Genomic DNA, 23,711 nt, shown 5'->3' on the forward strand with positions numbered 1-23,711 from the left:
GCCCGGTTTCGCACACCAGCCGACATCGCAGCATTCCTCGCTTCCGGCCCCAACCAAAGCAAGATCAAGATGGTGAGTTAAAGATCTGCACGCCCTTAGAACTCCTAACGAAATAGACCTGATGGTTGACGGGAACGAGTAAAGCTCCAGCGGTCCGCAGCAGTTCCCCCGAGGCGGGCACCACGACGAGCGGGCCCGATGTCAGTGCCGTGTGGCACCGTCGGCGCCGTGATCACCGTCATTAGTCGAATCGATCGGGGGGTGCCCAATGGCGGCCAGTGATGAGGCGGCCGAGGAGACTGTGGAAGCCGGTAGCGTCCCGGTCCCAGAGGCGTACGGCGAGAGGCAAGGCCAGGGCCGGCTGCCTCGGGCCTACACGCTGTGGTTCGTCGGCATCCTGGTGTCGCTCATGGGGAATGCGGTCTTCTACTTCGCCCTCGGCTGGGCGGCCAGCGAGTACGGCGGGAGCATCGCGGCGCTGGCCCTGAGCGCGATCACGCTGCCCCGCGTCCTCTTCCTCCTCGTCGGAGGAGCGGTCAGCGACCGCGTCAGCGCGCGCCGTGTGCTGATCACCGGCGACGCGGCGATGCTGGTGTTCTCCGTCGTTCTCACGGCCGTCGCCTACTCCGTGGGTGCTCCGCCCTTGTTGCTCATCGCAACAGGCATTGCGGTCGGTGTCGTCGACGCGTTCTATCTACCGGCCTCGGGATCCATGCCCCGCCGACTGGTACCCAAGGCCCAGTTGCCTCGCGCATTGTCTCTACGCCAGGTCGGCGGTCAGGTGATCAACATGGGAGGCGGTCCGCTGGCCGGTGTGCTGGTCGGCCTGGCAGGGTTCGCGGGCGCCGCTCTCGTCAACGCGGTCACCTTCGCCTTCACCCTCGTCGTCCTGACAGTCATCCGCCCGCAGCACGACGTGCCACCGGCCCCAAGGTCGGACGGTCTCCTCAAGGGAGCCCTGAGTGGGGTGAAGGTGGCCTTCTCCCATCCGGTGCTGCGCCCGGGACTGTGGCTTACCGGAGCGGCGGCCGGTTTCCTGTTGCCGGTGATGTCCCTGCTGGTCCCCCTGCTCGCTCGGGAGGAGCGGTGGAGCGCGGGATCCGCCGGGCTGGTGCTCGGCGCGCAGGGCGTGGGCATGGTGGCGGTCACCCTGGTGGTGGTGAAATGCGGCCCTCTGGGGCGGCCTGGACTGATGGCGGCGAGCGCGCTGATCCTGGCGGGTGTGGGCGTCCTTGCGCTTGGTCTCTCTCCCAGCGCGGCCGTAGCCGTCGCTGCCGGCCTGGTCATCGGCGTCGGTAACGGGACCTTCTCCGCACACATTGCGCCGCTAGTGCTCGCATCATCACCCGACTCCCACCTGTCGCGAATCCAGGCGGTGCTGGTACTCGTACAGAGCTTGGCCCTGTTGCTCATGAACAACGTGCTCGGCGCACTTGTCGACCTTCAGGGCGCCACCGTCATCGTTGTCGCCTGTGCCGTCCTGCTCATCGGCGTGGGGCTCACAGGTCTGACCTCCGGCCCGCTCCGAAACGACCGAACGGGGCTGAGACGCCGCTGACTTCACCCGCCGCTGGGAAGTGCTACCACAGCGATTTGAGACGCCGCCAACAGATCAGAGCGCAGCCGAGGATGAGGAACGCCTCGTGGATGTCATCGCGCATCTCCCAGCGGATCCGAAGTCGGCGGAACCAGTGCAGATGGGCGAACACGCGCTCGACCACCCACCGTTGAGTCCCCAGACCGGAACCGTGCGCAGTGCCGCGGCGGGCGATCAGCGGCTTCACGCCGAGGTCCCAGACCAGTCGGCGGTACTTGTCGTGGTCGTAGCCGCGGTCGCTGAGCACGATGTCCGGACGGCGCCGGGGCCGGCCGTGCTTGCCATGCACGGGAGGCACAGCCTGGAGCAGTGGAATGAGCTGGGTGACGTCGTTGCGGTTGCCGCCGGTCAAGGTGGCGGCAAGCGGGATGCCGGTGGCATCGGTGATCAGATGATGCTTGCTGCCCGTCCTGCCCCGGTCGACAGGGCTTCGTCCCGTCTTGGGCCCCCCTTTAGAGCCCGGATGTGGGAGCCGTCGACGGCTGCCCGGGAGAAGTCCAGGGCGTTCGCGCCGCGGAGTTCGGCGAGCAGGACCTCGTGCAGCTGGGGCCACACCCCGGCCTCGGTCCACTCGGCCAGGCGGCGCCAGCACGTCATGCCCGAGCCGAAGCCGAGTTCCTGCGGCAGGTGTTCCCAGGAGATTCCGGTGTGCAGCACAAACAGGGTGCCCTGGAACACCAGTCGGTCCGGATGCCGCTTGCGTCCCGGGTGCCGAGTTCGGCGCTCGACCTTGGGCAACAGCAGTTCGACCATCGCCCACAACTCGTCATCAACTTCCCACGGCTTCGGCCGAGCCACCCCACACCCCCGGATCAACAGTCCCGGAGTGATCCAACCACCTCGAAGATCATTTCGTTAGGAGTTCTTAAGGGGCAGGCCAGGAAGTGTGCTCCCCGCCGACGCGGGGGTGTTCCTGGGATAGCCGCATCCGAAACATCTCTGCTGCAGTCCTCCCCGCCGACGCGGGTATATGGCGTGGGGATGCGCTGGACTGGGTTCGCCACAGCATTCCCGCTGCCAGAGTGCTGGGGCCCATGTGGGGCGCGGCCTTGCAAAGGCGTTGTGTTGCCGCTCGCGGGTCTGGGCGCTCTGCCGCCGATCCTTGTCGGCGAGGGACAGCATCGTGATCGACGTGCATTGTTGTCGCCTCGTTGTTCTGGGACGAGGCGTTGGCTTGTGCTCTTACCGCGAAGGCTCTGCGCGGACGCCTGCCTGCTTGGGCTGGCCGGTTCCTTGATGTGACGTCGAGGGGCGGGGTCACCCCGTGCGTGCTGGTGGGGTTGGATGCCGTTCTGGAAGTGGACAGCAAACCATGCCAGCAACACGCAACGGCCTGCCCTCGGCGGCTGGGGAATCTCGGCTCGCGCCGCCGAGCTATACCGAGGGGGACCCCCGAGGTTTGACCTTGCTGGATGTCAACGCCCGCTACCTTCCCCATGAACAGTTCCGCCAACTCGTGGCCAACATTCGCTGAGACGGTTGCCTGACCTCTACTCCGCTGGTGTGGAACGTTGAGAGTGGACGGCGCATCGTGCTATCCGGTAATCACCGGACCATGGCCGCGATCGAGGCGGGCTTGGAGCGCATTGGGTGGCTGGAGATTACGGAGCCGCTCCCGCGTCAGCGGCAGATCGCGCTGCAGTTGTCGCACAACGCGATCGCGGGCCAGGATGATCCGGCGATCCTCAGGGAGCTGTATGACGAGCTGGAGTCGGTGGCGTGGCGGCAGTACACGGGCTTGGACGATAAGACCCTGGATCTGCTGGAGCAGGTGGACGTGGCTTCTCTGGGTGAGGCGAACCTCGACTTCGCCAGTGTGCAGTTCATGTTCCTGCCCCACGAACTGGAGCGGGCCGAGGCCGCGTTCGATGCGGCACGGGCGGCTGCGGCTGCGGATCGGCGGTGGGTGGCCGGGCTGGAGCAGTACGAGCCGGTGCTCGACGCGCTGGAGACCTCACGGGCGGCGTACAAGATCGGTAACTCGGCGACGGCGCTCGGCGTGATCCTCGCGGTGTTCGAGCGGCATCTGAGTGAGCTGGCCGAGGGTTGGTTCGATGCGCGCTCGGGAGATGCGGTCCGGGCGGGGACGGCGCCGCTGGAGACGGTGTTCGGCGTACGTGAGATACCGGTCGAGACGGCGGCCGCCGTGCGCGGCGTCATCGACCGCATGGTGCAGGACGGCACCGTGTCGGCGGATGAGCCGTGGCGGGCCCTGGAAGTCCTGGCCGCACAGAGCGAATAGTCGGCCGTCGGCCAGGAGGTGGGCGGTGGCTGAGGGTACCGTGGAGTCCTGGGAGCGGCAGAGGGGGGAGTCGTTCGAGGCGTTCGCCGTGTACCGCGATCTCGGCCCGGTGCGGAGTGTCACGAAGGTGGCACAGGAGTTGGATAAATCCCGTGCGCTGGTGGGCCGGTGGTCGCGGCAGTTCGCGTGGGTGATGCGGGCGACGGCGTACGACCGGGAGCAGGACCGGCTGTTCCTCGCGGAGCAGGCGCAGGCGCGGCGGGATATCGCCCGGCGGCATGCGAAGTTGGCGCAGGCCGTGCAGAGCAAGGCTGTCGCGCGGCTCCAGGTACTTGACCCGCGGGAGCTGTCGCCGTCTGAGTTGCTGCGGTACCTCCAGGTCGCGACCGAGATCGAACGCCGGGCCGTGGGCGAGGCGCCAGCGGCCGAGGCGGGTCAGGGCGAGGGGCAGGGCGCGGAGGTGGCGGCGCTCTCGGATGAGGATCGCCGGGCCCGGATGGAGCAGCTGCGCCGGGAGCTGGAGCGGCGGCTGTCGGACGGGGCGTCGTGAGCAGCGGCCGGGCGAAGCGGCGCATGATTGAGGGGTTCGCGGACCCGTCGACGATGAGTGAGGAGCAGATGCGGGCCGAGGTCGCGGCGCTGGTGCGGGCGGATGAGGCGTCGGCTCGGCGGTGGGCGTGTGAGGTGGCGGACTGTGATGGTCTGCCGCATGAGGGGTGGCGGCACCATCATGCCCGTGCGGCGCAGCGGCAGCCGTCGTGGCCGTGGACGGTGTGGATGCTGCTCACGGGGCGTGGGTGGGGGAAGTCGCGGACGGCTGCGGAGGCGGTGCGGGAGTGGGCGCGGACACCGCGGTTGCAGATCGCGGTGGTGGCGAAGAACGCCACGCTGGTGCGGGACATCTGCTTCGAGTCGCCGAAGTCGGGGCTGCTGGCGGTGTTTCCTCCGGAGGAGGTGGTGAAGTACAGCTCGTCGTTGGGTGAGACGCGGCTGTTGTTGAAGAACGGCACGTTGATACGCGGGTTCGGTGCGGAGACGCCGGACAACTTGCGTGGCTGGGCGTTCGACAAGGCATGGCTGGATGAGTACGCGGCATGGTCCCGGCATACCGCCCAAGAGGTCTACGACATGCTGTGGTTCTGCCTGCGCGAGGCGGAGACGCCGCAGGCGATGATCTCCTCGACGCCGAAGCCGCTGCCGCATGTGAAGCGGTTGGTCGAGCGGGGCCGGGCGCGGGAGAAGGCGCATCGCGAGGGCGGGGAGCCGCCGCGGGTGGTGCTGACGCGCGGGCACATGCGGGAGAACGACGCGAACCTGTCGGCTGCGGCCCGGGAGGAGCTGGAGGAGGAGTACGCCGGCACCCGGCTGGGCCGGCAGGAGCTGTCCGGTGAGCTGCTGGAGGACGTCGAAGGGGCCCTGTGGAAGGGATGGATGCTGGAGGTCGAGGGGTTCCGGCCGAAGCTGGAGCACCTGCCTGACATGCAGCGCCTGGTCGTCGCGGTTGATCCGGCGACCAAGAGCCATGAGAACGCGGACATGACGGCCTTCACCGTGGCGGGACGCGGCTACCCGGTGGAGTCGCTGTTCGGCGACGACCGGCCGCGCGGCTTTCTGCTCCATGCCGAGCAGGACCGGTATACGCCGACGCGGTCGATGCGGCGGGCTGCCGAGCTGTATCACGAGCACCGGGCGGATTGCGTGGTCATGGAGGCGAACAACGGCGGCGATTACTTGCCCGCACTGTTGGAGCAGGTGGATCCGACGGTGAACTGGCGCATCGTCCACGCTACGCGGGGGGAAGCGGGCGCGGGCGGCCCCGGCGGCCCAGCTGTACGAGCAGGCGAGGGTCAGCCATGCGGGCCCGGCGCGGGGATTCGCGGAACTGGAGGAGCAGATGACGACGTTCGTGGGCCAGAGCGAGACAGAGGACTCCCCGGACCTGCTCGACAGCGCGGTGTGGGCGCTGTGGGACCTGTTTCTGGACCCGACGATGCCTCCGCCGCGAGGCGGGGATGACCAGCGGTTGAGCGGTCGGCGGTAGGACGTGGTTGTCGCTTAAGGCTCTACGCGTATAACTTGGCCCGAGCAGCGTTGCGTATTCGTGGTTCGGTGTGTATTTACAGCGGATCGCCGGTGCAAACAGGCGATGACCGCCCCTACGTGTCTAAGGTTGAGGCGGCCTTCGCGGGCTTACATATGGCTGCTACATGAGTGGGTGATGGTCCAGATCAAGGTTGCCGCCTTGATCGCGATCATCGCCCGCTTGCGGCGCTCTTGCGCCTTTCCACTCTCTTCTTCCGTTTTGTTGCGTTTACGTGGTCGTGCGTGCTTGGCCACTGTTCCTCCCTCCGGCCATGGCCGACATGGATAAAGCACTGGGCATGCCCAGCAGGAGGAACAGGGTCAACGTCTGCGATCTTAGGGCGGATTGAGCGGGCTGTCGTACCGTTGCGGATGCAGCGGCACGGGGCGGGAAAGAACCTCCGCTGCCGTCCCGTGAGGCGGGAGCGGGAGTGTCGGGGTCGGTCTTGTGCTGGTCGAGGTGTAGCGGCGCTCGATAGGGTGGCCGACGGCGCGGGGCCGAGTCGTCTGGAGCAGACGTGGACTTGCGTCAATTCGTGATCGACGCCTGGTCGTGGCTGAACTACAAGCCGGTCATGGCCACTGCCGGCCGCCCCGGTGACCGGGCGTTTCCTGAGCTGGCGGCGTACAAGGTGCTGGCGTCGTACGACAACAACCAGGCCGGGCAGCTCGCCGCCGTCGCGGGGGACGATGCGGCGCTGGAGCGGCGGGAGTTGGGGGATGCCGCGAACCTGGTGGACACCGCCCTCGCCTACCTCCTGGGGTCGGAGCAGAAGATCGTCGTGGAGGGCGCGGAGCACGCGGACGAGGATGCGCCCGCCGCGGGGGCGGTGGAGGCGGCCGCGGTGCAGGAGCGGTTGCGGACGTGGGCGGAGAAGGAGCTGCTGTCGTTTCGGATGCAGCAGGCGGAGCGGGCGGCGGTGCTGCTGGGCGACGGTGTGATGGTGCTGGCGTGGGATCCGGTGCGGCGGCGGCCGACGTTGCGGGTGCATGATCCGGGGTTCTTCTTCCCGCAGTGGGCGGATGAGGACGAGGACTTCCCGGCGCGGGTGCATCTGGCGTGGGAGCTGCCGGAGGACGAGGCGGTGGGGCTGAAGGCGAGGGTGCGGCGGGTGACGTACGAGCTGGGCCCGGTCGCCGAGGACACCGAGCCCGCCGGGGACGCGGGCGGGGGTGGTGCGGCTGGGGTGCGGGAGTATCCGTGGGATCTGGGGCGGGCGTCGAACGTGACGTGCTACCTCACGGACGCCGAGTGGCTGCTGGAGGACATCAAGCGCGGTCAGACGCTGGACCAGCTGCCGGCGGACAAGGCTGCCTTCCGGGTCCGGCCGGACGGCACGGAGCTGAACCGGCTCGACTTGATGATCGATTTCGTGCCGGTGGCGCACCTGGCGAACACGATCCCGGCGGCCGGGGAGCACTGGGGGCGCTCGGCCCTGGCCCGGGTCCTCCAGGGCCTGGACGAGCTGGCGGCCACCGATTCGGACGGGTCGGCGGCGTCGGCGACGACGGGCACGCCGATCATCGGGCTGGCCGGGGCGCGGCTTCCGGTGGACCGGGCCACGGGGCGGCCGGAGCGGCTGACGGTGGAGGCCGGTGCGGTGTGGCAGCTGGGCGAGACGGGCCGGATGGATGCGCTCGATACGTCGCCGCAGTTGGCGGAGTTGCGGGCGCGGGTGGATCACCTGCTGGATCGGATTGCCGCGAACTCCGGCATCACGGCTGCTGGCCTGGGGACGTTGGATGCCTCCGAGGTGCCGTCCGGGTATGCGCTGAAGCTCGTGCTGGGGCCGTTGGACGCGCTGACGGCGTTGAGCCGGTCATCCGCTTCCACGATCAATTCCCTCTGGACGCCCTCCAAGGATTGGGTGAATTCTCCCACTTGGAGGTTATTTGGCGCTTCCACCTGGCATCGCCGGGCGATGTTGCGCTCCATGCGCGCAGTCCCCGCAACAACCCGGCCTGGCCCTCGACCGGCACGTTCGCCCACCGGAATCACCGTCGACCGAATCAGCTCGCGATCTCACATCCGCGCCTGCTGCACATCGACGGCAGAGACCTCCACGTCACGGACCTGGACGCCATCGATGGAACACCGATCATCGACATCAGTCCGTGGTTCGTTGAGATGGGCCCCCGAGGAGAAACCCAGCAGCCCAGCTGGCCCACGGAGATGTTGGAAAACTATTGGGCGAGCCCGCCCCGGGCGTGAGCGCTGTCTCGCGCCCAGTATTGCGGTGGTGGCTACTTTGGGTCACCAGGGCGATGGAGTCGGCAAGCAGCGGTAAGGGCGCGGCGGCTCTGTGATGACAGGGTGGTGCGAGGGTCGAGGAGATAGCGCACAAGCCTCAGGAGCCTGGCGACTGTGAGCGAGGGGGCGGTGTGGCGAACGCCTAACCAACTCCCGATCGAACGGGATCGAGGGGGATGTGGCGGGAGGGAAACGGATAGATATGTCCGTTCGTTCGATATTTTCGCAGGTGAGACCGTCACTGGAATGGGTTCGAGTCCCACCCGCCCCACCGTTCATCCCCGGGCAGAATCGTTCTGACCTGGGGAAACGTGCTTTTCGGGGGCGTCTTGCGGGTGGCGCTCGCCTCGCTGAGGTGTGGCGAACGTGAGTTCTCGCGCATCCCAAAAAATGGTCCGTGAGCGCCTTTGACCTGGGATTTTGCGACCGTGCGGCTGTGGGAGTGTCGTGGAACGGTCCCACGGCCGACGGATTATGAGTCCGCTGCGCCGAACGTCCGCACGCTTGGTTCTCCGGCGAGGCAGTCCCGTCTTCTCGGGTTGTAGTGCCCGGCCAGGGGTGTCGTGGCGTCCGTGGCTCGCGGCCGCCTCTCGGTGGCCCGGTCGGGTCTGCCTCGTGTGTGTGGGCCCTCGCAAGGGAATGTTGGTGATGTATCGTGGTCATGTACATCATGGACTCTCGGTGAGGGGTGGCTGGTATGTCTGTTACCCAGGTCGATCTCGATGACGAGGCGCTGGCCGAGGCGATGCGGCTCATGGGCGTCTCGACGAAGAAAGAGACGGTCAACGGGGCTCTGCGGGACTACGTGGCGCGCATCAAGCGGCTGGAGGCCGCCGAGAAGCTGGCCGCGCGGGGCGAGCGGGGTGAGTTCGAGGCCGCGGCTGCGGCGCATGCGGCTGCCAAGCGTGCCCGGCAGGCAGCCTTCGAGTGATCACCTACCTCCTTGACGCTTCCGCCCTCTGGCACCTCTTCCGCACGCCGGGGGCGTTGCTGCCCTGGGAAGGGCACATCGCCGCGGGCGTGTTCCATATCTGCGAGCCCACGCGGGCGGAGTTCCTCTACTCGGCCACCAGCCCGGCCCACCGCGATGAGTTGGCCGAAGAGCTGGATGCTCTCTGCCAGTTCTCACCGATTCCCAAGAACGCGTGGCGCTGGGTAGAGACTGCGCAGTACAAGCTCACCCAGCAAGGGCAGCACCGCGCCGCCGGCGCCATCGATCTCCTGGTGTGTGCGACAGCGGTCCATCACGGTCACACGGTGCTCCACATGGGCAACGACTTTGCCACGGTGGCGGCGGTCCTCAAGGAAGTGCAGCAGCGGGACGTCCGCGCTTGATGCTGTCCAGGGGGCTGCTTCTCGGGGCTGCGTGAGGCGGGGATCTGTCAGGTCTTGCAGGGAGCACCTCCGGTGCACGCGCGCGGACCTGGGATACGGGATCACCCTCGCGTCTGCGGGGTGATCCCTGGTATTTGCTCTGGCTATTTGTGTGTTCCCCGCTCCTGAGGGGCTTGGGGCGGATTCGCAGGTGCTGGCACGTTCATGCCCAGAGTCGTCCCCCGGGAGACCCCGCGTGCCGAGTCCGCGTCACGCCTGCGGAGCTCGCCCAGTATCTCAAGCAAACGTACTTCGTCCTGGCCGTCGAGACGGCCGGTCCCTCGACAGTCGTGATGACCAGCCCCGACGCCGACCAACTGCGGCGGCTCGCCCACCAGTCGCATAGTGATCCGATCCGATCCGATCCGATCCGTTGCCGTGGGTGTGCGGTACGGGTTTCAGTCCTCGGGGGCTGCCATGGTCGCGGCGGAGCGGATGATCTGTTCGATCCCGAACCGGAAACGGGCTCCGAAGTCGACGGACATGAAGTCGTCCAGCGCCGGTGCCAGCCCCGGGAAGCGCTCCGCGTCGGCGAACTCGCGCAGCTGCTCGCGGTCCTGGGTGAGTGCGGCCTGTTCCTCCTGGACCAGGCCGAGGGCGAAGTAGAAGACGTTCCAGGCGGTCCAGGCGGCTGTCCGGGGGGTGGGGCAGCCCTGTCGGAGGGCGCCCACCATGCGGTCGGTGAAGGACACGGTCCGTGCTGCCACGGGGAACGTGCCCGCGACGAGCGCGGCGCCGTCGCGGTGGCCGAGCATCGCCTGCCGCAGTCGCTCCAGCAGCTCGATCACCTGGTCGTCCCACTTCTCGGGCAGGGTCTCCAGGTCGACCTCCCCGAGGACGGCATCGGCCATCGTGTCCAGGAGCCGGTCCTTGGTGCGGATGTGCCACATGACGGTGTTCATGCTGACCCCCAGCTCGCCCGCGATCGCGCGGGTGGAGAGCTTGGCGAGGCCGCCCCGGGCAAGTACGTCGAACGCCGCGTCGATCACGTTGTCGAGGGTGATCCCGACCTTGGCGCGATCGGTGCCGGCTTGCTTCTTGGTCACTGAACAAGTATACCTGCCGCATGGCCATCTTGGTCAGTGATAGAGAAACAGGGTGTGGTGCGGGTGACCGCCCGTCAGGCCGATGCGGCTGCGGGCGGATACGTCGTCGCGGATGTCCGCGACCCCCGCGCCCCACAGGTCGAAAGGCAACACGCATGACCCATCACATCGAGCCGGATGGCGCCTTCGGCAGCCCGAGCGCGGTCGGTCGCAGGCTGGTACCTCGGCCGCTCGGCCGAGTGCTGGAACCCGTTGCGGGCGGGCGGGTACTGGAGCCCGTTCCGGGAGGAACGGTGCTGGAGTCCGTAGCGGGCAGCCTGGCGCTCAGGCCCCTTCCTGGTGGTCTGGTGCTGGAGTCCATCGCGGGCGGACGGGCGCTGGAGTCCGTTCCCGGCGGTTTTGCGCTGGAGTCCGGTCCGGGCGGCTTGGCGCTGTGCCCCGTTCTGGGTGGTTTGGCGTCGGGCCCCGTTCTGGGCGGTCGCGGCGGTCGCGGCGGTCGCGGCGGTCGTGGCAGCCAGGTCGGAAGCGGACAGGAGCTCGTACGATGACCGGCACGAGGGGCCGTACGGCCCGTACAGTCCGGCCCGGCCTGGCGTTGTTCGCGCTCACGCTGGCCGTCTCGGCGGTGCTGCTGGGCAGCACCATCCTCAACGTGGCGCTTCCGACGATGCAGCGCGAGCTCGGGGCCGGCAACACCGAGCAGCAGTGGTTCCTGAACTCCTACACCCTTACCTTCGCGGGCTTCCTGCTCGTGGGAGGCAGCGCGGGCGACCGGTTCGGGCTGCGGCGGCTGCTGGTCTGGGGGACCGCGGCCTTCGCCGTCACGACGGCGGTGACCGGTTTCCTCGGCTCGCCCGTCGCGATCATCATCGTCCGCGCGCTCATGGGCATCGCCGCGGCCATGATCATGCCCACCACCCTCGCGGTGATCCTGCGGGTCTTCCCGGCGGAGAAGCGCGCCCAGGCGATCGCCTCGTGGGCGGCCGCCTCCGGGCTGTCCATCTCGCTCGGCCCGCTGCTCGGCGGCGCGCTGCTGAGCGCGGGCATGTGGTGGGGTTCCGTGCTGGAGCTCGTCGCCCTGATCACCCTCGTCGCCCTCGCCGCCACACTGGCCTGGGTGCCCGAGATCCGGGCGAGCGGGGCCGGGGAGCTGCGCATGATGCCCGTCGCCGGGTCCCTGGGCGGTATCGGCCTGCTCGTGTTCGGGGTGGTGCACGCCACCGACAAGGGCTGGACCTACGTGGGCACCTGGCTGCCCGCCGCCATCGGCGTGCTTGTATTGGCGGTTCTCGTCGTGATCGAGGCGCGGCACCGCGAACCGCTCGTGGACGTCGGCCTCTTCAAGCACGCCTCGTTCACCATCGCCGCGGTGGCCCTGACGCTCGGCTCGTTCGTCGTCTTCGGCTACCTGTACTTCATCACCTTCTACCTGCAAATCCTGCGCGGCTACTCGCCGTTGCAGACCGGGCTGCTGCTCATTCCGCTGTCCGTGGGGCTGGTCGTCGGAGCGCCGCTGTCGCGTGTGGCGGCCGGGCGGTTCGGGGCGCGCGCGACGATCGCCGCCGGGATCGCGCTCATGACGGTCGGGTTCGTCTGCGTGGTCGGGCTGGGAGCCCGTACGGGGGTGGCCTGGTTCGTGGCCGACGCGTTCGTACTGCAACTCGGCTTCGCGCTCGTCCTCGCGCCCGGCATGACACTGGCCTCCTCCTCGGTGCCGACCGAGCGCGCCGGCGCCGGATCGGCGCTGCTGAACACGTTGCGGCAACTCGGCAGCGCGCTCGGCGTCGCGGTCCTCGGGTCCGTCCTCTGGTCGCGGTACTCGGGCCTCGTGTACGACCGGCTCGCCGGCTCCTCGGAGGGCGTCCGTCGCGCGGCGTCGGACTCGCTCGCCTCGGCGCTGGCCACGGGCGACTCCGCCGCGGTGAAGGCCGCCGGGTCGGCGTTCCTCAGCTCCATGCACACGGCGGCGCTGGTCGCGGCCGGGGTGAGCGCGGTCGCGCTGCTGATCACGGTGGTGGTGCGTACGTCCGGGGGGAGGGGGGTCGTTGCTTCGGGTGCTTCGGGTGCTTCGGGTGCTTCGGGTGCTTCGGGTGGTTCCGGCTCCGGTTCTGGCTCTGTCTCCGATTCCGGCTCTGGTTCTGGTTCTGCTGCTGTTTCTGAAGTGTCAGTTCGGGGGTGCGTTTCCGCTGATCGTGACTGATTGCGACTGATCGCGGCCGGGTCCGGTCGGGGTGCCTTGTGGCTCCCGGCCGGGCGTTCGGCTCAGTTCTTCGGCGCAGTTCTTCGGATCGGCTCCTCGGCTCAGGCCTTCGGCTGGGCGAGGCGGGGGAAGAGGGCTTCGGCGTTGCCCCGGTCGATCGCTTCTGCCTGGCCCGGGGCGAAGTCGGGGTACGTCTCCAGGAAGCGGTTGTAGTAGGTGCCCGCCTCCTGCGGGGCGAAGGGCCAGTCGCTGCCGTACAGGACGTGGCCCGGTTCGGCGAACGCCAGGAGAGAGGGCAGTGAACTGGGGCTCGCCGCCAGCGCGGTGTCGAAGTAGAACCGCTTGAGGTCGTGGATCACGTCCTCTGCTGTACGGCTGGTGTCGAGCGCGGTCGCGTTCAGGCCGGCGAAGCGGTAGGCCGCGTAGGGCAGGAAACCGCCGCCGTGCGACAGGATCACCTTCACCTTGCGGTGCCGGCTCAGTACACCGTTGAGCGCCATGTTCAAGGCGGTACGGGTGGTGTCGAAGACGTAGTCGGCGACGGGTGCCGGGGTGCCGGGCAGCAGAGGCATCGGGGGCTGCGCCGGGTGGACGAACACGACCGCCGCGCGCCGGTCGAGTTCGGCCCACAGCGGCTCGAACGCGGGGTCGCCGAGGTAGCGGCCGCCGGTGTTGGACATCAGCACCACTCCGTCGGCGCCGAGGGTGTCCAGCGCGTAGGCGGCCTCCTCCAGGGCCGCGTCGACGTCGGGGAGGGGGACTGAGGCGAAGGAACCGATACGGGTGGGGTGGTCCTTCGCCATTTCGGCGCCGTACTCGTTGACGGCGCGGGCGAGGGTTTGTGCTTGGGGTGCGCGTTGGTTGTCGGTGCTGCGGCCTGTTCCGGTGCCGGTTGCTGTTCCGGTGCCCGTGGTGGTGCCGGTGGTGGTGCCTTTGCCTGGGGCGTTGTTGCTGAGGTGGACGCCGGGTGCTGTGACCGACAGGACGCCGGTGGCGATGCCCTGTTCGTCCATCATCGCGATCGCGTCGGCCGCGCTCCAGGCCGGGATCGCCCAGCCGCCGGAGTCCAGGCCGAGGTCGTTCAGGGCCTTGGCCCATACCGGCGGAACTATGTGCTGGTGGACATCGATGCGTTGCGAGGCGTTCATTTGCCTAACCGCCTAAAGGTTAGCTTGCTAACGACTTCATTTAGTAAGCTAACAAGCGTGGGGGGTATAGGCAACGGCGGAGGGCGTGTGATGCCGGACTCAGGCGTGGGATCAGGTTCGGGTTCGGGGTCGGGGTCGGGGCAGGATTCGGGTGTGGAGGAGCTGGCGCAGGCCGCTGACGCGCTCTTCTATGCGATGCGCCGCGCCCGCTCGGCCGCCGGGCAGGAGGGCTCCGGCCTGACCCTTGCCCAGTTGGCGCTGCTCAATCCGCTGGCGGGCGAGCGGGAGCTGCCGGTGGGGCAGTTGGCCGCTGCGGCAGACGTCAGTGTTCCTACCGCCACCCGGATGCTTCAGCAACTGGAAGGCAAGGGCAGTGTGCTCCGTCGGCGCTCGCCGACCGATGAGCGCCGGGTTCTGGTCAGCCTCACTGAGGAAGGGGTCGATCAGCTCGCGGCCGTACGTGCCCGGCTCCGTGAACGTCAGGCTCGCCTCGCGCGGTTCTCGCCTGCCGAGCGCGCCCAACTCGCTCGTCAGCTGCGACGGTTGTCTGATTTGATCGCCGGTGTGGATGATTGATCGGTGGCGCTCGGCTGGTGGTACCTGGCTGGCGATGCTCGACCGGTGATGTCCGACCGGCGATGCCTGGCTGTCAGTGCCTGACTGTCAACGCCTGGCTGCCGGGAAGTGAAGTTGGGAGCTGAGAGTTGAGGGGGCATCACCTATGGCCATCACGTTGAACCACACCATCGTCCCGGCCGTCGACCATGAGGCGGCGGCGCGGTTCTTCGCCTCTGTCATGGGCTTGGAGTACGGCGGTCCGGACCGGCATTTCGCACCGGTGCGGGTCAATGACTCGCTGACGCTGGACTTTATGTGTGTGGAGAATCCTGTCGGGCATCACCTGGCGTTCGACGTCGACTCGTCGACCTTTGACGGGATCCTGGCCCGCATCCGCGCCGCCGGTGTGCCGTACGGCAGCGACCCCAACGAGCCGGACAACGGCCGGATCGACCACCCGCTGTGCCCGCGCGGACTGTACTTCGTCGATGACGCCCGGAATCTCTATGAGGTCATGTCGTCTGGGTGATTGTCTCTCGCGGCCCCTCGTCGTCTCTCGCCGTCTCTCGCCGTCTCTTGGCGTCTCTTGGCGTCTCCTGGTGTCTCTTTTGTGGGGGGTGTGGTGCTGGGTGGGGCGGTATTGCCGGTGGGTGGGTGCTTGTTTCGTCTCGGACCCTCCGGGTCCAAGGCGCTAGCAGCGGGAGGGGAGGGGGCCGGGCTGCTGTCGGTTTGCTGGCTGCGGGCGGGGTTGTGGCTGGGGTTAGAGAAGGCTCGCTGCGCTTTGCCTGCTGGTTGCTGCCGCGATGGGGTTGGTGCAGGGCTCTTCGGGTGCGGGTGGGTTTGGGGCTCGGGCCTGTGATCCACGGCAGTTGGCAGTGGAGTGCGGCTCGCTGCGCTGCGTCTGGTCGTGGTTTCTGTCCGAGGGGGGTTTCCGCACCCAGGGGAGGGGTCTGAGGGTGTGGAAACTCCCCTCCGACGCCCGCGTGCCCGATATGCCCGGCCTGGCAGGTTGAATGGGCAACCGGTTGGGGTTTCCATCCGATTCCGCGCCCGTTATGGCGCTTTTGCCTGATGGAAACTCCTGCCTACTTGTCGGTAGTCAGCGAGGCCCTCGACGAGGCGGCGGGCCGGGCCGCGCAGCGCAGCGGAGCCCTCCCTGACCTCAACCCCAGGACCGGGCGACAGCCAGCGAACCGGCCCACGCCGCCCACTCCCCGCCCCTGCCGGATCATTGGGCCGCAGCCCACTCCCACCCCCGCACTCGAAAGCCCCACCGAGACCACTTCGCGGCAGCTACCAGCGGGCAAAGCGCAGCGAGCCTTCTCTGACCCCAGCCATGCACACGGCGACGGGCAGCGGACCGACAGTGGCCCGGCCCCCTCCCCTCCCGCTGCTGGCGCCTTGGACCCGGAGGGTCCGAGACGAGAGCCGCAGTCGGCCGGGCGCAATACCGCCCCACGCAACAACAGCCGCCGCGAAGCGCAGCGGCACCATTTCGTGGTCGGAGCCGCGCGGGCCGGCATGGACGGCGAACTTGCCCGTCTCCTGCGCGGAGAGCAGCCGTGGCCAAACGCTTCCCGCCCGTGGAGCGGCACGCCGACCTGATCCGTACCGCCCCGGCATTCGCCTTGATGGGCCATCACTTGACCGAACGGCGCGACGTCGCCCACGGCTTGCGTGGTGCCGGAAGCTGCTGCCCGATCATCACGCCGGAGCCTTTTGAGCCTGGTCACAGGGCAGTCCGGCGTATCGGCCGGAAGATCTCGGCGGTATCGGACCCCTAGGGGTACCTTCCGGCGCCTTTGGGCCGTACGCACCAGAGGGCACTTGCTGATCCGGCCGGAGTTCGGCCTCCGACCCTACTCAGCCCCGCTCAGCAGTCGTTTTGCGGCTGTCGTCGGGCCGTCCGTCTGGATCGTGGATGACAGTGTCTTCGCTCGTGCGCGGGTCGCGGGTGAGAGGGCTGTTGTGAGTGCGGCCGACAGGGAGGCGAAGGTCGGGGTCGGGTCGGGGTGGGATGTGCCGATGGACAGTTCGGAGACTCGGGCGGCCCAGTACTGCTGGTCCGCGATGCGGGGGAGTACTACCTGGGGGGCGCCGGCTCGGGCCGCGGTTGTTGTGGTGCCTGCGCCGCCGTGGTGGATGACGGCGGCGACGCGGGGGAACAGTGCTTGCTGGTTGACCTCGCCCACTGCGAAGCAGTCTTCGGCGTCGTCGATCGGGGTCAGGTCCGCCCAGCCGCGGGCCAGGAGTACGCGGTGGCCCTGGGCGCGGGCTGCTTCGGTGGCGGTGCGGGCGATGCCTTGCGGGGCGTGTGCGGCCATGCTGCCGAAGCCCACGTAGACCGGGGGCTCGCCCTGGTCCAGGAACCGTTCCAGTTCTCGTGGGAGTGGGCGGGTGTCGGGGAGGGTCCATGGGCCCGTCCGTACCAGGTCCAGGTCGGTCAGGCCCACCGACGGGCAGAGCGTCGCGTCGGCCGCCAGCCACGGGCGGTCGGTGAAGACGTGGTCGCGGACGTTGTCCACCGGCGGCAGGCCGAGCGCCGCCCGATGGCGGTTGAGCGCCTCGCCGTACAGCCCGTTCACGCGCTGGGCGTCCTGTTCCCACAGCACCCGGTGGTCGGTCTCGTCCTGCGCGGACTCGGCGCCCGGCCGGGCGCCGGGACGGAAGTGCCGTGACGGCAGGCCGAAGATGTGGAAGCACGCGTACACGTAGGGGATGCCCAGCTTCTCGGCCACGTCCCGTGCGCCGGCCGGCATCAGGCCCGTCGCCAGCAGTGCGTCACACCCCTTGGCCGCCTCCATGAGCGTGGTGAACCGCGCGGCCACCAGCTCCGGGGCGAGCCGGAACGCGTCCTGTGCCGTCGGCGGCTTCGGGCCGGCGACCACTGAGCGCACTGTCGGGCCGAGCGGTACCAGCGGTGCGCCGGCCCGTGCCAGCAGCGTCCTGAAATCGTCGTCCGGCGGCGCGCACACCACTGCCTCCGCCCTGAGTTCCCGCAACCCCACCGCCAGTCCCGCCAGCGGTTCGACGTCTCCGCGCGATCCCCATGCCGTCAGACACACCCGCATTTCGCGACCCCCAGTTCCGCAAGTTCCCGCTTTCGGCCGCTGATTGTGCGGTACGGGCCGGGGCTTGTGGCAAGCCCCCCAGTGCGCTATAGCTTGGAAACGGCAGGGAGAGGTTCGTTCTCCTTGCCTTTTTGCTTTGCCCTCCGGCACCGGTGTCTCGGCTCGTAGGGGAATCCGGCGAACTCGCTGACCGGCGCGGGGCCGGCCACTACCGTGATTGCTTTCCGTAGTGGCGCGAACACGCCCGCCCCGGCCGTCCCCGAGGAGCCGCACATGTCCGATTCCCTGGAGCTGGAACCCCGTGGCCTGGTCCTCGACTTCGGCGGGGTGCTCACCACGTCCGTCGCCGAGTGCGCCCGCGCCTTCTGCCTGCGTGAGGGGCTGGCCCCGGACGCCTTTACGCAGGTGATCTCGGCGGACCCGGTGGGCCGGGCGCTCTTCGCCGACCTGGAGTGCGGCGCGATCGAACAGGCCGAGTGGAACGAGTGCACCGGGCCCCTGCTGGGCGTCGACGGGACCGGTCTCCTCGGCCGCGTCCTGGCCGACCTGCGCCCCGAACCCCTCGTCGTCGACGCCGCGCGGGCCGCCCGGCGTGCGGGCGTACGCGTGGGCGTCCTCTCCAACAGTCTCGGCCGCAGCCCGTACGACCCCTACGCGGGGTACGGGCTCGACACGGAGTACGACGCCGTGGTGCTCTCCGGCGACTACCGGCTCCGCAAGCCCGACCCGGAGCTGTACCCGATCGTGCTGGGGCTGCTGGGGCTGCCCGCCGGAGCGTGCGTGTTCGTGGACGACTCCGCCCGTAACCTGCTGCCCGCCCAGGATCTCGGCATGGCCGTCGTCCTCGACGCCGAACCGGCCGACACCGTCGCCGAGATCACCAGGCTCCTGCGCGGCGCCCCCGCCGAGTCCGGTTCCGGGAGCGGAGAGGGCTGAACGGAGCCGTAATAGCCGCCGGTGGAGGTGAGTTGGTCCATCCGCCCCGCCTGTCGTCAACCGCGACGGACCCGCCGCTCACCGTTCAGGTGGCATTCGGCGTGGCACCCGCGCAAGAGCGCCGCCCCCGCCTCCCGCCCCGCCAAAGTGATCACTTCCGGGGCGCGCAGCGCGCCCCACAACTGGAAGGTGATCGCATGCGAGCGTTCACGCGCGCCCTCGTGGTGGCGGTCTGTGCGGCCGGCGCCGCCCTGACCGTCGTTCCGGTGGCGCAGGCCGCCCCGGACGCGGCCGGCTGCCGCTACTACTACACAAGCTGGGGCCGCGGCCCGAACGGCGAGACCACTGGTTCGGGCGAGTACGGCGAGGGCGCCACCGACCCCGAGGGCCGCGTCTGCCAGAACGGCTGGTGGATCGACCAGAACCCGGACGACGGCCGCTACTAGGAGCTGCCGCCGGCAGTCTTTCGGCGGTATTCGGGTGACATTCCGGGTGCGGGAACAGACCGTTCCGCACCCGGAATTTCTGCTTCCAGGGGATGGTTCCCCGCCCCCGGCGAGCGCGCGGCGCGTACGTGTGCGGGGGCACCGTACCTGGTCGGCTGCGGTGGACGAGGGCCCGGGGCTTCGGAATACGGTGGGGGAACAGCTGGTTTCCCGGCTGGGGATCCGGACCGTATCCGCGAGCTGAGAGGCAAGCATGAGCACCGTTGAGCTCACCAAGGACAACTTCGACGAGATCGTCTCCGGGAACGGTTTCGTACTGATCGACTTCTGGGCCGAGTGGTGCGGCCCCTGCAAGCAGTTCGCCCCGGTGTACGAGAGCGCCGCCGAGCGCCACGAGGACCTGGTCTTCGCCAAGGTCGACACCGAGGCGCAGCCCGAGCTGGCCGCCGCCTTCGAGATCCAGTCGATCCCCACGCTGATGATCGTGCGCGACAACATCGCCGTCTTCGCGCAGCCCGGCGCGCTGCCCGAGGCCGCCCTTGAGGACGTCATCGGCCAGGCCCGCGGTCTCGACATGGACGAGGTGCGCGCCTCCGTGGCCGAGCAGCAGGCCCAGGCGCAGGCGCAGCAGGGCAGCGGGCAGGAGCAGGGCGACCGTGGCTGACCTGCTGCTGATCCGGCACGGCGAGACCGAGTGGAGCCGGTCGGGTCAGCACACCAGCTGGACGGACCTGCCGCTGACCGGCCGCGGCGAGGAACAGGCGACCGCCCTGCGGCCGCTGCTCGCGGGGCTGACGGTGGTACGGGCGCTGGTGAGCCCGCTGGCGCGGGCGCAGCGGACCGCCGAGCTCGCGGGGCTCGGCGACGTCAAGGTCGAACCCGACCTGCACGAGTGGGACTACGGCGCGTACGAGGGCATCTCCACCGCCGAGATCCACCGCACCCGGCCCGACTGGGACCTGTGGCACGACGGCGTCGCGCCCGGCCCCGCCGAGCATCCGGGCGAGACGCCCGAGCAGGTGGGGGCGCGCGCGGATCGCGTGCTGGCGGGCATCGAGCCGCTGCTGGGCGATGACGGCGACGAAGGGGCGGGCGACGTCGTGCTCGTCGCGCACTCGCACTTCCTGCGGGTGCTGACCGCGCGCCGGCTCGGGCTGCCGGCCGCCGACGGCGCGCTGTTCCGGCTCGACACCGGAACGATCAGCCGCATCGGCACCGAGCACGCCCGCCCGGCGATCGTCGCCTGGAACGTCTCCTCGGAGCTGCTCCCCGGGTAGGCCGTGACGGGGGCCGCCGTGGTGGTCCGCTGAGGTTGGTCAGCGGGGTGGATCAGCGAGATGGATCACCGAGGCGGATCACCTAGGCGGATCATCGATATGGGGCGGCGCACGCGGCTTTTGCGGCCCGTGCCCCGCCCCGTTTCGGCTGTTCGGTCCTGTCCGGCCTCGTCTGCCCCAGCCTGCCTTGGTCGCCTCCGCCCCGTCCCGGCGCCCCGAAGCGCGTACGTACGCCCGGCAGCCCCACCGGACCCGGCCCCGCCGCCCCTCAGCCGCTCCTTCGCCCCAGCAGCCCGTACGTCAGCGCCACCAGCGTCACGCAGATGGCCGAGATCGCCAGCGGCCAGTGAATTCCGTGGTGCAGGACGAACCACGCGCCGGCGAACGCGCCCAGCGCCATTCCCAGCACCGAGCCGACGCGGCGGGCCGCCCTCGGGTCGGTGCCGCCGGCCAGGGACGAGTCGGCGGCCAGGCCCGTGAGCGTCATGGTCAGCACCGTCGTGGTCATGTCGGGTACGGCCATCCGGCGGACCGTGGAGTTGCGGATGCCCATGGCGACCGCGAGGACCGCGACCACCGCGTATCGGCGGCCGGTGCCGGTCGTGGTGGCCGCGATGGCGGCGGCGGAGCCGGTCAGCGCGGCCTCGGCCGTGAGTGCGCCGCCGAACCAGGTGTGCGTCGGGCGTTCGGTCATCGCCACCGCGAACCGGCCGGCGAGCACCGCCCCGAGGAGGAAGCCCGCGACGGAGACCAGTGACGCGTAGGCGGAGAAGCCGGGCGCGCCGGCGGCGGCGAAGCCGAGGACGACCACGTTGCCGGTCATGTTGGCGGTGAAGACCCGGCCGAGGCCGAGGTAGCTCACGGCGTCGAGGAAGCCGCTGACGACGGTCAGCGTCAGCATGACGGCGGGCAGTCGGTCCTCCGCGGCCTTCGCGCCGCCGCCGCGCGCCGCGCTCACGCGGGGGAGTGGCCGGGGTCGTCCGGCGGCCCCGCCGTGACCCGTTGCAGCAGTCCCCAGGTGAACTCCGCGACGTACGGCCGCCGCGCCCCCGCCGCGTCCGGCGCCGTGAACGCCAGCCGCCAGCGGGTCGGGGCCGTGCCCTCCATGGGGCGGGCCGGTGCGAACGCGCGCGCCGCCTCGTCGACCGTGCACGTCCACGGGCGCAGGTCCTCGGCCGTACGGAGGCCGGGGCCCGCGGCGTCCGGGGCGCGGATCAGCCACTCGTTCCACACCCCGCCGCCCGGCGCGGTCAGCACCTCGAACCGCAGGTCCGGCCAGAGCGGCACCGGCCAGGTGAGGGCCTCGCAGGTCAGGTCGCCGATGCGGCGTTCGGCCGCGGTCTCGGGCGGGCCCAGCACCGAGCGGTAGCGGGAGACCGTGCCGCGCCGCCGGGAGGAGTGCAGCATGGCCTGCCAGCGGCGGTTCGCCTCGCGCATGTCCGGCCGCTCCACGCCCAGTTCGCGCAGCGCGTCCTCGACCAGGCCCGGCTGGTGGTCGGCCATCCGGCGCAGCAGTACGAGCTGGAACTGGAGCGGGCCGAACGGCGGCGGGGCGGTGGTCGTGTCACGCGTGGAGCTCATGCGCCCCATCGTCGCGCACTCCCGCCCCGCCGGGGCGTGCGGTTCCGGGGAGGAACAGCACCGAATTCACGTAACGGAGCCGGTGGGGCGGGAGTGAGCGGCGCAGCAGTCCGTGGTCGGCGACGTGGGCCGTACGGGCCTGGTGGGCGGCCAGGTCGAACTCCGCGAGCGGCACCCACTCCGCGCCGGGCAGCACCCACCCCCGGTAGCCGTGCTCCGCCAGCAGCGCGAGGACCGGGCCGGGCGGCTGGATGCGGCATTCCAGCTCGACGAAGAGCGCGGGGCGCTCGCGGCGCAGCAGTCGCCGCGCGCCGCGCAGCACGGCCGCCTCGCCGCCGTCCACGTCCACCTTGAGCAGGGTCACCCCGGTGAGCCCGAGGTCGTCCAGGGCCAGGCACGGCACGGTGAGCGCGGCGCCGTGCAGGGGGCGGCGCACGAGCGAGGAGACGCCGCGGTCGCCGCGTCCGCCCGGCGGCAGCCAGAGCGTGGCCACGCCGGACCGGTCGGCGGCCGCGGCCTGCACCACGTCGACGTTGCCGGGCGCGGTGGCGGCCAGCGCGCGGGCCAGGTGCGGCACCGGCTCGACCGTGACGACCCGGTCGGCGCGCCGGGCCAGGGGGCGCGACCACGGCCCGTACCAGCCGCCCACGTCGACGGCGGTGCCGCCGCGCGGGCAGAAGTCCGGCAGCCGGCGCAGCTCCGGTTCGAAGCGCGGGTAGAGCCGGGCGGCGGCCGCGGCGACCAGCCGGGGCGGCAGCCGCCGGGCGCAGCGGGCGGCGAGGGTCACGAGGCGCCGATCCGCTTCAGCAGCCGCTCGTGCTCGTCGTCGGAGACCGGCTCGCCGCTGGTGGGGAGGAGCTGCGGGATGCCGTCGACGATGGGGTAGCGGCGGCGCAGCCGCGGGTTGTAGAGGAGGTTCTCCGTCTCGACGAGGGAGAGCGGTCCCTTGTCGAGCGGGCAGGCGAGGATTCTCAGCAGGGGGTCGTCAGCTCTCATGGCTCAAGTCCTTTGCAGGGGAGGGTTGTCGAGTGCGCGTGTCGTCGCGCGGCAGGGCCAGGAGTACGGCCACGGCCAGTGCGGCGCCGCCCAGGCGCAGCGCGAGGCGCACCGGGTCGGCGGGCAGCGGCTCGCCGAACGCGAACGTGCCGCAGGCGACGGTGAAGACGGAGGTGACCGTCGTGCACACGGGCACGATCAGCGAGGCGCGGCAGCGTTGCAGGGCGGTCTGCGACAGCACCAGCCCGGCGGCCCCGGTGAACAGGAGCAGATACGGGTACGGCGAGGCCAGCAGGTCGAGGGCCGCGCCGCCGATGCCGTGCGTGGTCAGCAGGCCCGACACGCCCTTGATGGCCAGCGAGCTGACCCCGTACAGCAGGCCGACCGCCGACCCGTACTCCACGCCCGTGGGTCGCCGCCCGCGTCCGGCGCGGCGCTCGGCGGCCCCGTACAGCAGCAGCCCCGCCGCCAGCGAGGGCAGGCAGACGGCGAGCAGCGTGCCCGTCGGCGCGGAGCGGCTGATGGGGTCGGCCGCTCCCTGGAGGGAGGCCACGACCATCAGGAGGGCGCAGAGGATCACGGCGATCGACCGCCGCTCGCGGGCGCTCGTACGTTCCCCCAGGACCACGGAGGACAGCAGGAGCAGCAGCACCATCCCGGAGACGAACAGGCCCTGCGCGGCGGCGATGGGCAGCGTGCGGTAGACCGCCAGCTGGGCGGCGAACCCCAGCGCCAGCGCGCACGAACCGCCGATCCACAGCGGGCTGCCGAGCAGCAGCCGCACCACGCGCAGGGGCCTGCCGGAGCTGAGCGCCGGCAGTCCGGTGAGGGCGCGTTTCTCCAGGACGAAGCCCGTGCTGTAGAGGACGTTGGCCAGCAGCGCCGCCAGCACGCCCCACAGCACGG

Annotated in this window: 23 protein-coding genes and 2 pseudogenes; 15 read left to right on the plus strand and 10 right to left on the minus strand. The window is 70.0% G+C overall.

Annotated features, from left to right (window positions below):
* The first annotated feature begins 268 nt into the window (after nucleotides 1-268).
* Nucleotides 269-1,558: an MFS transporter gene (locus tag AB0I22_RS21370; protein ID WP_363132418.1), complete on the plus strand. Its 1,290-nt coding sequence runs from the start codon at nucleotides 269-271 to the stop codon at nucleotides 1,556-1,558.
* Nucleotides 1,559-1,580: 22 nt separating this feature from the next.
* Here AB0I22_RS21370 and AB0I22_RS21375 read toward each other — a convergent pair.
* A protein-coding gene (locus AB0I22_RS21375; protein ID WP_363132419.1) for an IS5 family transposase occupies nucleotides 1,581-2,350 on the minus strand; the annotation gives its coding sequence in 2 pieces (ribosomal slippage) (nucleotides 1,581-2,050 and nucleotides 2,050-2,350; 771 coding nt in all).
* 802 nt (nucleotides 2,351-3,152) lie between these two features.
* On the opposite strand from AB0I22_RS21375, the gene AB0I22_RS21380 reads away from it, so the two are divergent.
* The 4 genes and pseudogenes from AB0I22_RS21380 to AB0I22_RS21395 all read left to right on the plus strand — a co-directional run bounded on the left by AB0I22_RS21380 (nucleotide 3,153) and on the right by AB0I22_RS21395 (nucleotide 5,880).
* Nucleotides 3,153-3,839, plus strand: coding sequence for a hypothetical protein (locus AB0I22_RS21380; RefSeq protein WP_363132420.1), 687 nt, complete (start codon nucleotides 3,153-3,155; stop codon nucleotides 3,837-3,839).
* A 25-nt stretch (nucleotides 3,840-3,864) separates the two neighbouring features.
* Nucleotides 3,865-4,389: a hypothetical protein gene (locus AB0I22_RS21385; RefSeq protein WP_363132421.1), complete on the plus strand. Its 525-nt coding sequence runs from the start codon at nucleotides 3,865-3,867 to the stop codon at nucleotides 4,387-4,389.
* A gap of 227 nt (nucleotides 4,390-4,616) precedes the next feature.
* Nucleotides 4,617-5,258: pseudogene (locus tag AB0I22_RS21390) on the plus strand (terminase family protein); the annotation flags it as partial.
* 409 nt (nucleotides 5,259-5,667) lie between these two features.
* Entirely contained in the window at nucleotides 5,668-5,880 is a 213-nt protein-coding gene (locus AB0I22_RS21395) for a hypothetical protein (RefSeq protein WP_363132583.1), read from the plus strand.
* Between the two features lie 149 nt (nucleotides 5,881-6,029).
* Here AB0I22_RS21395 and AB0I22_RS21400 read toward each other — a convergent pair whose 3' ends face one another.
* Entirely contained in the window at nucleotides 6,030-6,176 is a 147-nt protein-coding gene (locus AB0I22_RS21400; protein ID WP_363132422.1) for a hypothetical protein, read from the minus strand.
* A 1,552-nt stretch (nucleotides 6,177-7,728) separates the two neighbouring features.
* On the opposite strand from AB0I22_RS21400, the pseudogene AB0I22_RS21405 reads away from it, so the two are divergent.
* From AB0I22_RS21405 to AB0I22_RS21415, 3 genes and pseudogenes are all read left to right on the plus strand, one after another.
* A pseudogene (locus tag AB0I22_RS21405) lies at nucleotides 7,729-8,133 on the plus strand (SAM-dependent methyltransferase); the annotation flags it as partial.
* A gap of 736 nt (nucleotides 8,134-8,869) precedes the next feature.
* A complete protein-coding gene (locus AB0I22_RS21410) occupies nucleotides 8,870-9,103 on the plus strand; it encodes a type II toxin-antitoxin system VapB family antitoxin (RefSeq protein WP_249590070.1) in 234 nt (77 codons plus the stop codon).
* Nucleotides 9,100-9,507: a PIN domain nuclease gene (locus AB0I22_RS21415; protein WP_363132423.1), complete on the plus strand. Its 408-nt coding sequence runs from the start codon at nucleotides 9,100-9,102 to the stop codon at nucleotides 9,505-9,507. The genes AB0I22_RS21410 and AB0I22_RS21415 overlap by 4 nt, the downstream gene beginning before the upstream one ends.
* Nucleotides 9,508-9,944: 437 nt before the next feature.
* Here AB0I22_RS21415 and AB0I22_RS21420 read toward each other — a convergent pair whose 3' ends face one another.
* Nucleotides 9,945-10,592, minus strand: coding sequence for a TetR/AcrR family transcriptional regulator C-terminal domain-containing protein (locus AB0I22_RS21420; RefSeq protein ID WP_363132424.1), 648 nt, complete (start codon nucleotides 10,590-10,592; stop codon nucleotides 9,945-9,947).
* Nucleotides 10,593-11,136: 544 nt separating this feature from the next.
* Between AB0I22_RS21420 and AB0I22_RS21425 the strand changes: the two genes are divergently transcribed.
* Nucleotides 11,137-12,792: an MFS transporter gene (locus tag AB0I22_RS21425; RefSeq protein WP_363132425.1), complete on the plus strand. Its 1,656-nt coding sequence runs from the start codon at nucleotides 11,137-11,139 to the stop codon at nucleotides 12,790-12,792.
* A gap of 101 nt (nucleotides 12,793-12,893) precedes the next feature.
* Here the strand turns inward: AB0I22_RS21425 and AB0I22_RS21430 are convergent, their stop codons facing one another.
* Entirely contained in the window at nucleotides 12,894-13,940 is a 1,047-nt protein-coding gene (locus AB0I22_RS21430; RefSeq protein ID WP_363132426.1) for an amidohydrolase family protein, read from the minus strand.
* A gap of 153 nt (nucleotides 13,941-14,093) precedes the next feature.
* On the opposite strand from AB0I22_RS21430, the gene AB0I22_RS21435 reads away from it, so the two are divergent.
* Both AB0I22_RS21435 and AB0I22_RS21440 read left to right on the plus strand, forming a co-directional pair.
* Entirely contained in the window at nucleotides 14,094-14,516 is a 423-nt protein-coding gene (locus AB0I22_RS21435; RefSeq protein WP_363132427.1) for a MarR family transcriptional regulator, read from the plus strand.
* Nucleotides 14,517-14,661: 145 nt separating this feature from the next.
* Nucleotides 14,662-15,027, plus strand: a complete 366-nt coding sequence (locus AB0I22_RS21440; RefSeq protein ID WP_363132428.1) for a VOC family protein — start codon at nucleotides 14,662-14,664, stop codon at nucleotides 15,025-15,027.
* A 1,330-nt stretch (nucleotides 15,028-16,357) separates the two neighbouring features.
* Here the strand turns inward: AB0I22_RS21440 and AB0I22_RS21445 are convergent.
* On the minus strand, nucleotides 16,358-17,569 hold the full coding sequence (locus tag AB0I22_RS21445) for a glycosyltransferase (protein WP_363132429.1): 1,212 nt from the start codon (nucleotides 17,567-17,569) through the stop codon (nucleotides 16,358-16,360).
* Nucleotides 17,570-17,842: 273 nt separating this feature from the next.
* Here AB0I22_RS21445 and AB0I22_RS21450 point away from each other — a divergent pair, with 273 nt between their 5' ends.
* From AB0I22_RS21450 to AB0I22_RS21465, 4 genes are all read left to right on the plus strand, one after another.
* Nucleotides 17,843-18,505: an HAD-IA family hydrolase gene (locus tag AB0I22_RS21450; protein ID WP_363132430.1), complete on the plus strand. Its 663-nt coding sequence runs from the start codon at nucleotides 17,843-17,845 to the stop codon at nucleotides 18,503-18,505.
* Nucleotides 18,506-18,702: 197 nt separating this feature from the next.
* The gene (locus AB0I22_RS21455) at nucleotides 18,703-18,951 is read left to right on the plus strand and encodes a hypothetical protein (protein ID WP_363132431.1); all 249 of its coding nucleotides are present in this window, start codon (nucleotides 18,703-18,705) and stop codon (nucleotides 18,949-18,951) included.
* 253 nt (nucleotides 18,952-19,204) lie between these two features.
* A complete protein-coding gene (trxA, locus tag AB0I22_RS21460; RefSeq protein WP_363132432.1) occupies nucleotides 19,205-19,615 on the plus strand; it encodes a thioredoxin in 411 nt (136 codons plus the stop codon).
* Nucleotides 19,608-20,228, plus strand: coding sequence for a histidine phosphatase family protein (locus tag AB0I22_RS21465; RefSeq protein ID WP_363132433.1), 621 nt, complete (start codon nucleotides 19,608-19,610; stop codon nucleotides 20,226-20,228). The genes trxA and AB0I22_RS21465 overlap by 8 nt, the downstream gene beginning before the upstream one ends.
* A 268-nt stretch (nucleotides 20,229-20,496) precedes the next feature.
* Here AB0I22_RS21465 and AB0I22_RS21470 read toward each other — a convergent pair whose 3' ends face one another.
* The 5 genes from AB0I22_RS21470 to AB0I22_RS21490 are packed head-to-tail and all read right to left on the minus strand — an operon-like array spanning nucleotide 20,497 to nucleotide 23,709.
* Nucleotides 20,497-21,186 (minus strand): YoaK family protein, encoded by a 690-nt coding sequence (locus AB0I22_RS21470; protein WP_363132434.1) that lies wholly within the window; start codon nucleotides 21,184-21,186, stop codon nucleotides 20,497-20,499.
* Nucleotides 21,183-21,809 carry a hypothetical protein gene (locus AB0I22_RS21475; protein WP_363132435.1) on the minus strand — a complete coding sequence of 209 codons (627 nt, stop codon included), beginning with the start codon at nucleotides 21,807-21,809 and terminating at the stop codon, nucleotides 21,183-21,185. Before AB0I22_RS21475 ends, AB0I22_RS21470 begins: the two co-directional genes overlap by 4 nt.
* Complete coding sequence (locus tag AB0I22_RS21480; RefSeq protein ID WP_363132436.1) at nucleotides 21,793-22,596, minus strand: FkbM family methyltransferase; 804 nt, start codon at nucleotides 22,594-22,596, stop codon at nucleotides 21,793-21,795. The genes AB0I22_RS21475 and AB0I22_RS21480 overlap by 17 nt, the downstream gene beginning before the upstream one ends.
* A complete protein-coding gene (locus tag AB0I22_RS21485) occupies nucleotides 22,593-22,805 on the minus strand; it encodes a Trm112 family protein (protein ID WP_363132437.1) in 213 nt (70 codons plus the stop codon). Before AB0I22_RS21485 ends, AB0I22_RS21480 begins: the two co-directional genes overlap by 4 nt.
* Nucleotides 22,795-23,709, minus strand: a complete 915-nt coding sequence (locus AB0I22_RS21490) for a DMT family transporter (RefSeq protein WP_363132438.1) — start codon at nucleotides 23,707-23,709, stop codon at nucleotides 22,795-22,797. Before AB0I22_RS21490 ends, AB0I22_RS21485 begins: the two co-directional genes overlap by 11 nt.
* Between the last annotated feature and the right edge of the window lie 2 nt (nucleotides 23,710-23,711).

The organism is Streptomyces sp. NPDC050610 (genome assembly GCF_040654875.1).
GTDB lineage: Bacteria > Actinomycetota > Actinomycetes > Streptomycetales > Streptomycetaceae > Streptomyces.

Excerpts from the sequence above, each read along its gene's own strand:
- AB0I22_RS21450 (WP_363132430.1), top strand. The coding sequence starts at position 17,843 with ATGTCCGATTCCCTGGAGCTGGAACCCCGTGGCCTGGTCCTCGACTTC.
- AB0I22_RS21485 (WP_363132437.1), bottom strand. The coding sequence starts at position 22,805 with ATGAGAGCTGACGACCCCCTGCTGAGAATCCTCGCCTGCCCGCTCGAC.
- trxA (WP_363132432.1), top strand. The coding sequence starts at position 19,205 with ATGAGCACCGTTGAGCTCACCAAGGACAACTTCGACGAGATCGTCTCC.
- AB0I22_RS21425 (WP_363132425.1), top strand. The coding sequence starts at position 11,137 with ATGACCGGCACGAGGGGCCGTACGGCCCGTACAGTCCGGCCCGGCCTG.
- AB0I22_RS21370 (WP_363132418.1), top strand. The coding sequence starts at position 269 with ATGGCGGCCAGTGATGAGGCGGCCGAGGAGACTGTGGAAGCCGGTAGC.
- AB0I22_RS21430 (WP_363132426.1), bottom strand. The coding sequence starts at position 13,940 with ATGAACGCCTCGCAACGCATCGATGTCCACCAGCACATAGTTCCGCCG.
- AB0I22_RS21380 (WP_363132420.1), top strand. The coding sequence starts at position 3,153 with ATGGCCGCGATCGAGGCGGGCTTGGAGCGCATTGGGTGGCTGGAGATT.
- AB0I22_RS21440 (WP_363132428.1), top strand. The coding sequence starts at position 14,662 with ATGGCCATCACGTTGAACCACACCATCGTCCCGGCCGTCGACCATGAG.
- AB0I22_RS21455 (WP_363132431.1), top strand. The coding sequence starts at position 18,703 with ATGCGAGCGTTCACGCGCGCCCTCGTGGTGGCGGTCTGTGCGGCCGGC.
- AB0I22_RS21475 (WP_363132435.1), bottom strand. The coding sequence starts at position 21,809 with ATGAGCTCCACGCGTGACACGACCACCGCCCCGCCGCCGTTCGGCCCG.
- AB0I22_RS21445 (WP_363132429.1), bottom strand. The coding sequence starts at position 17,569 with ATGCGGGTGTGTCTGACGGCATGGGGATCGCGCGGAGACGTCGAACCG.
- AB0I22_RS21410 (WP_249590070.1), top strand. The coding sequence starts at position 8,870 with ATGTCTGTTACCCAGGTCGATCTCGATGACGAGGCGCTGGCCGAGGCG.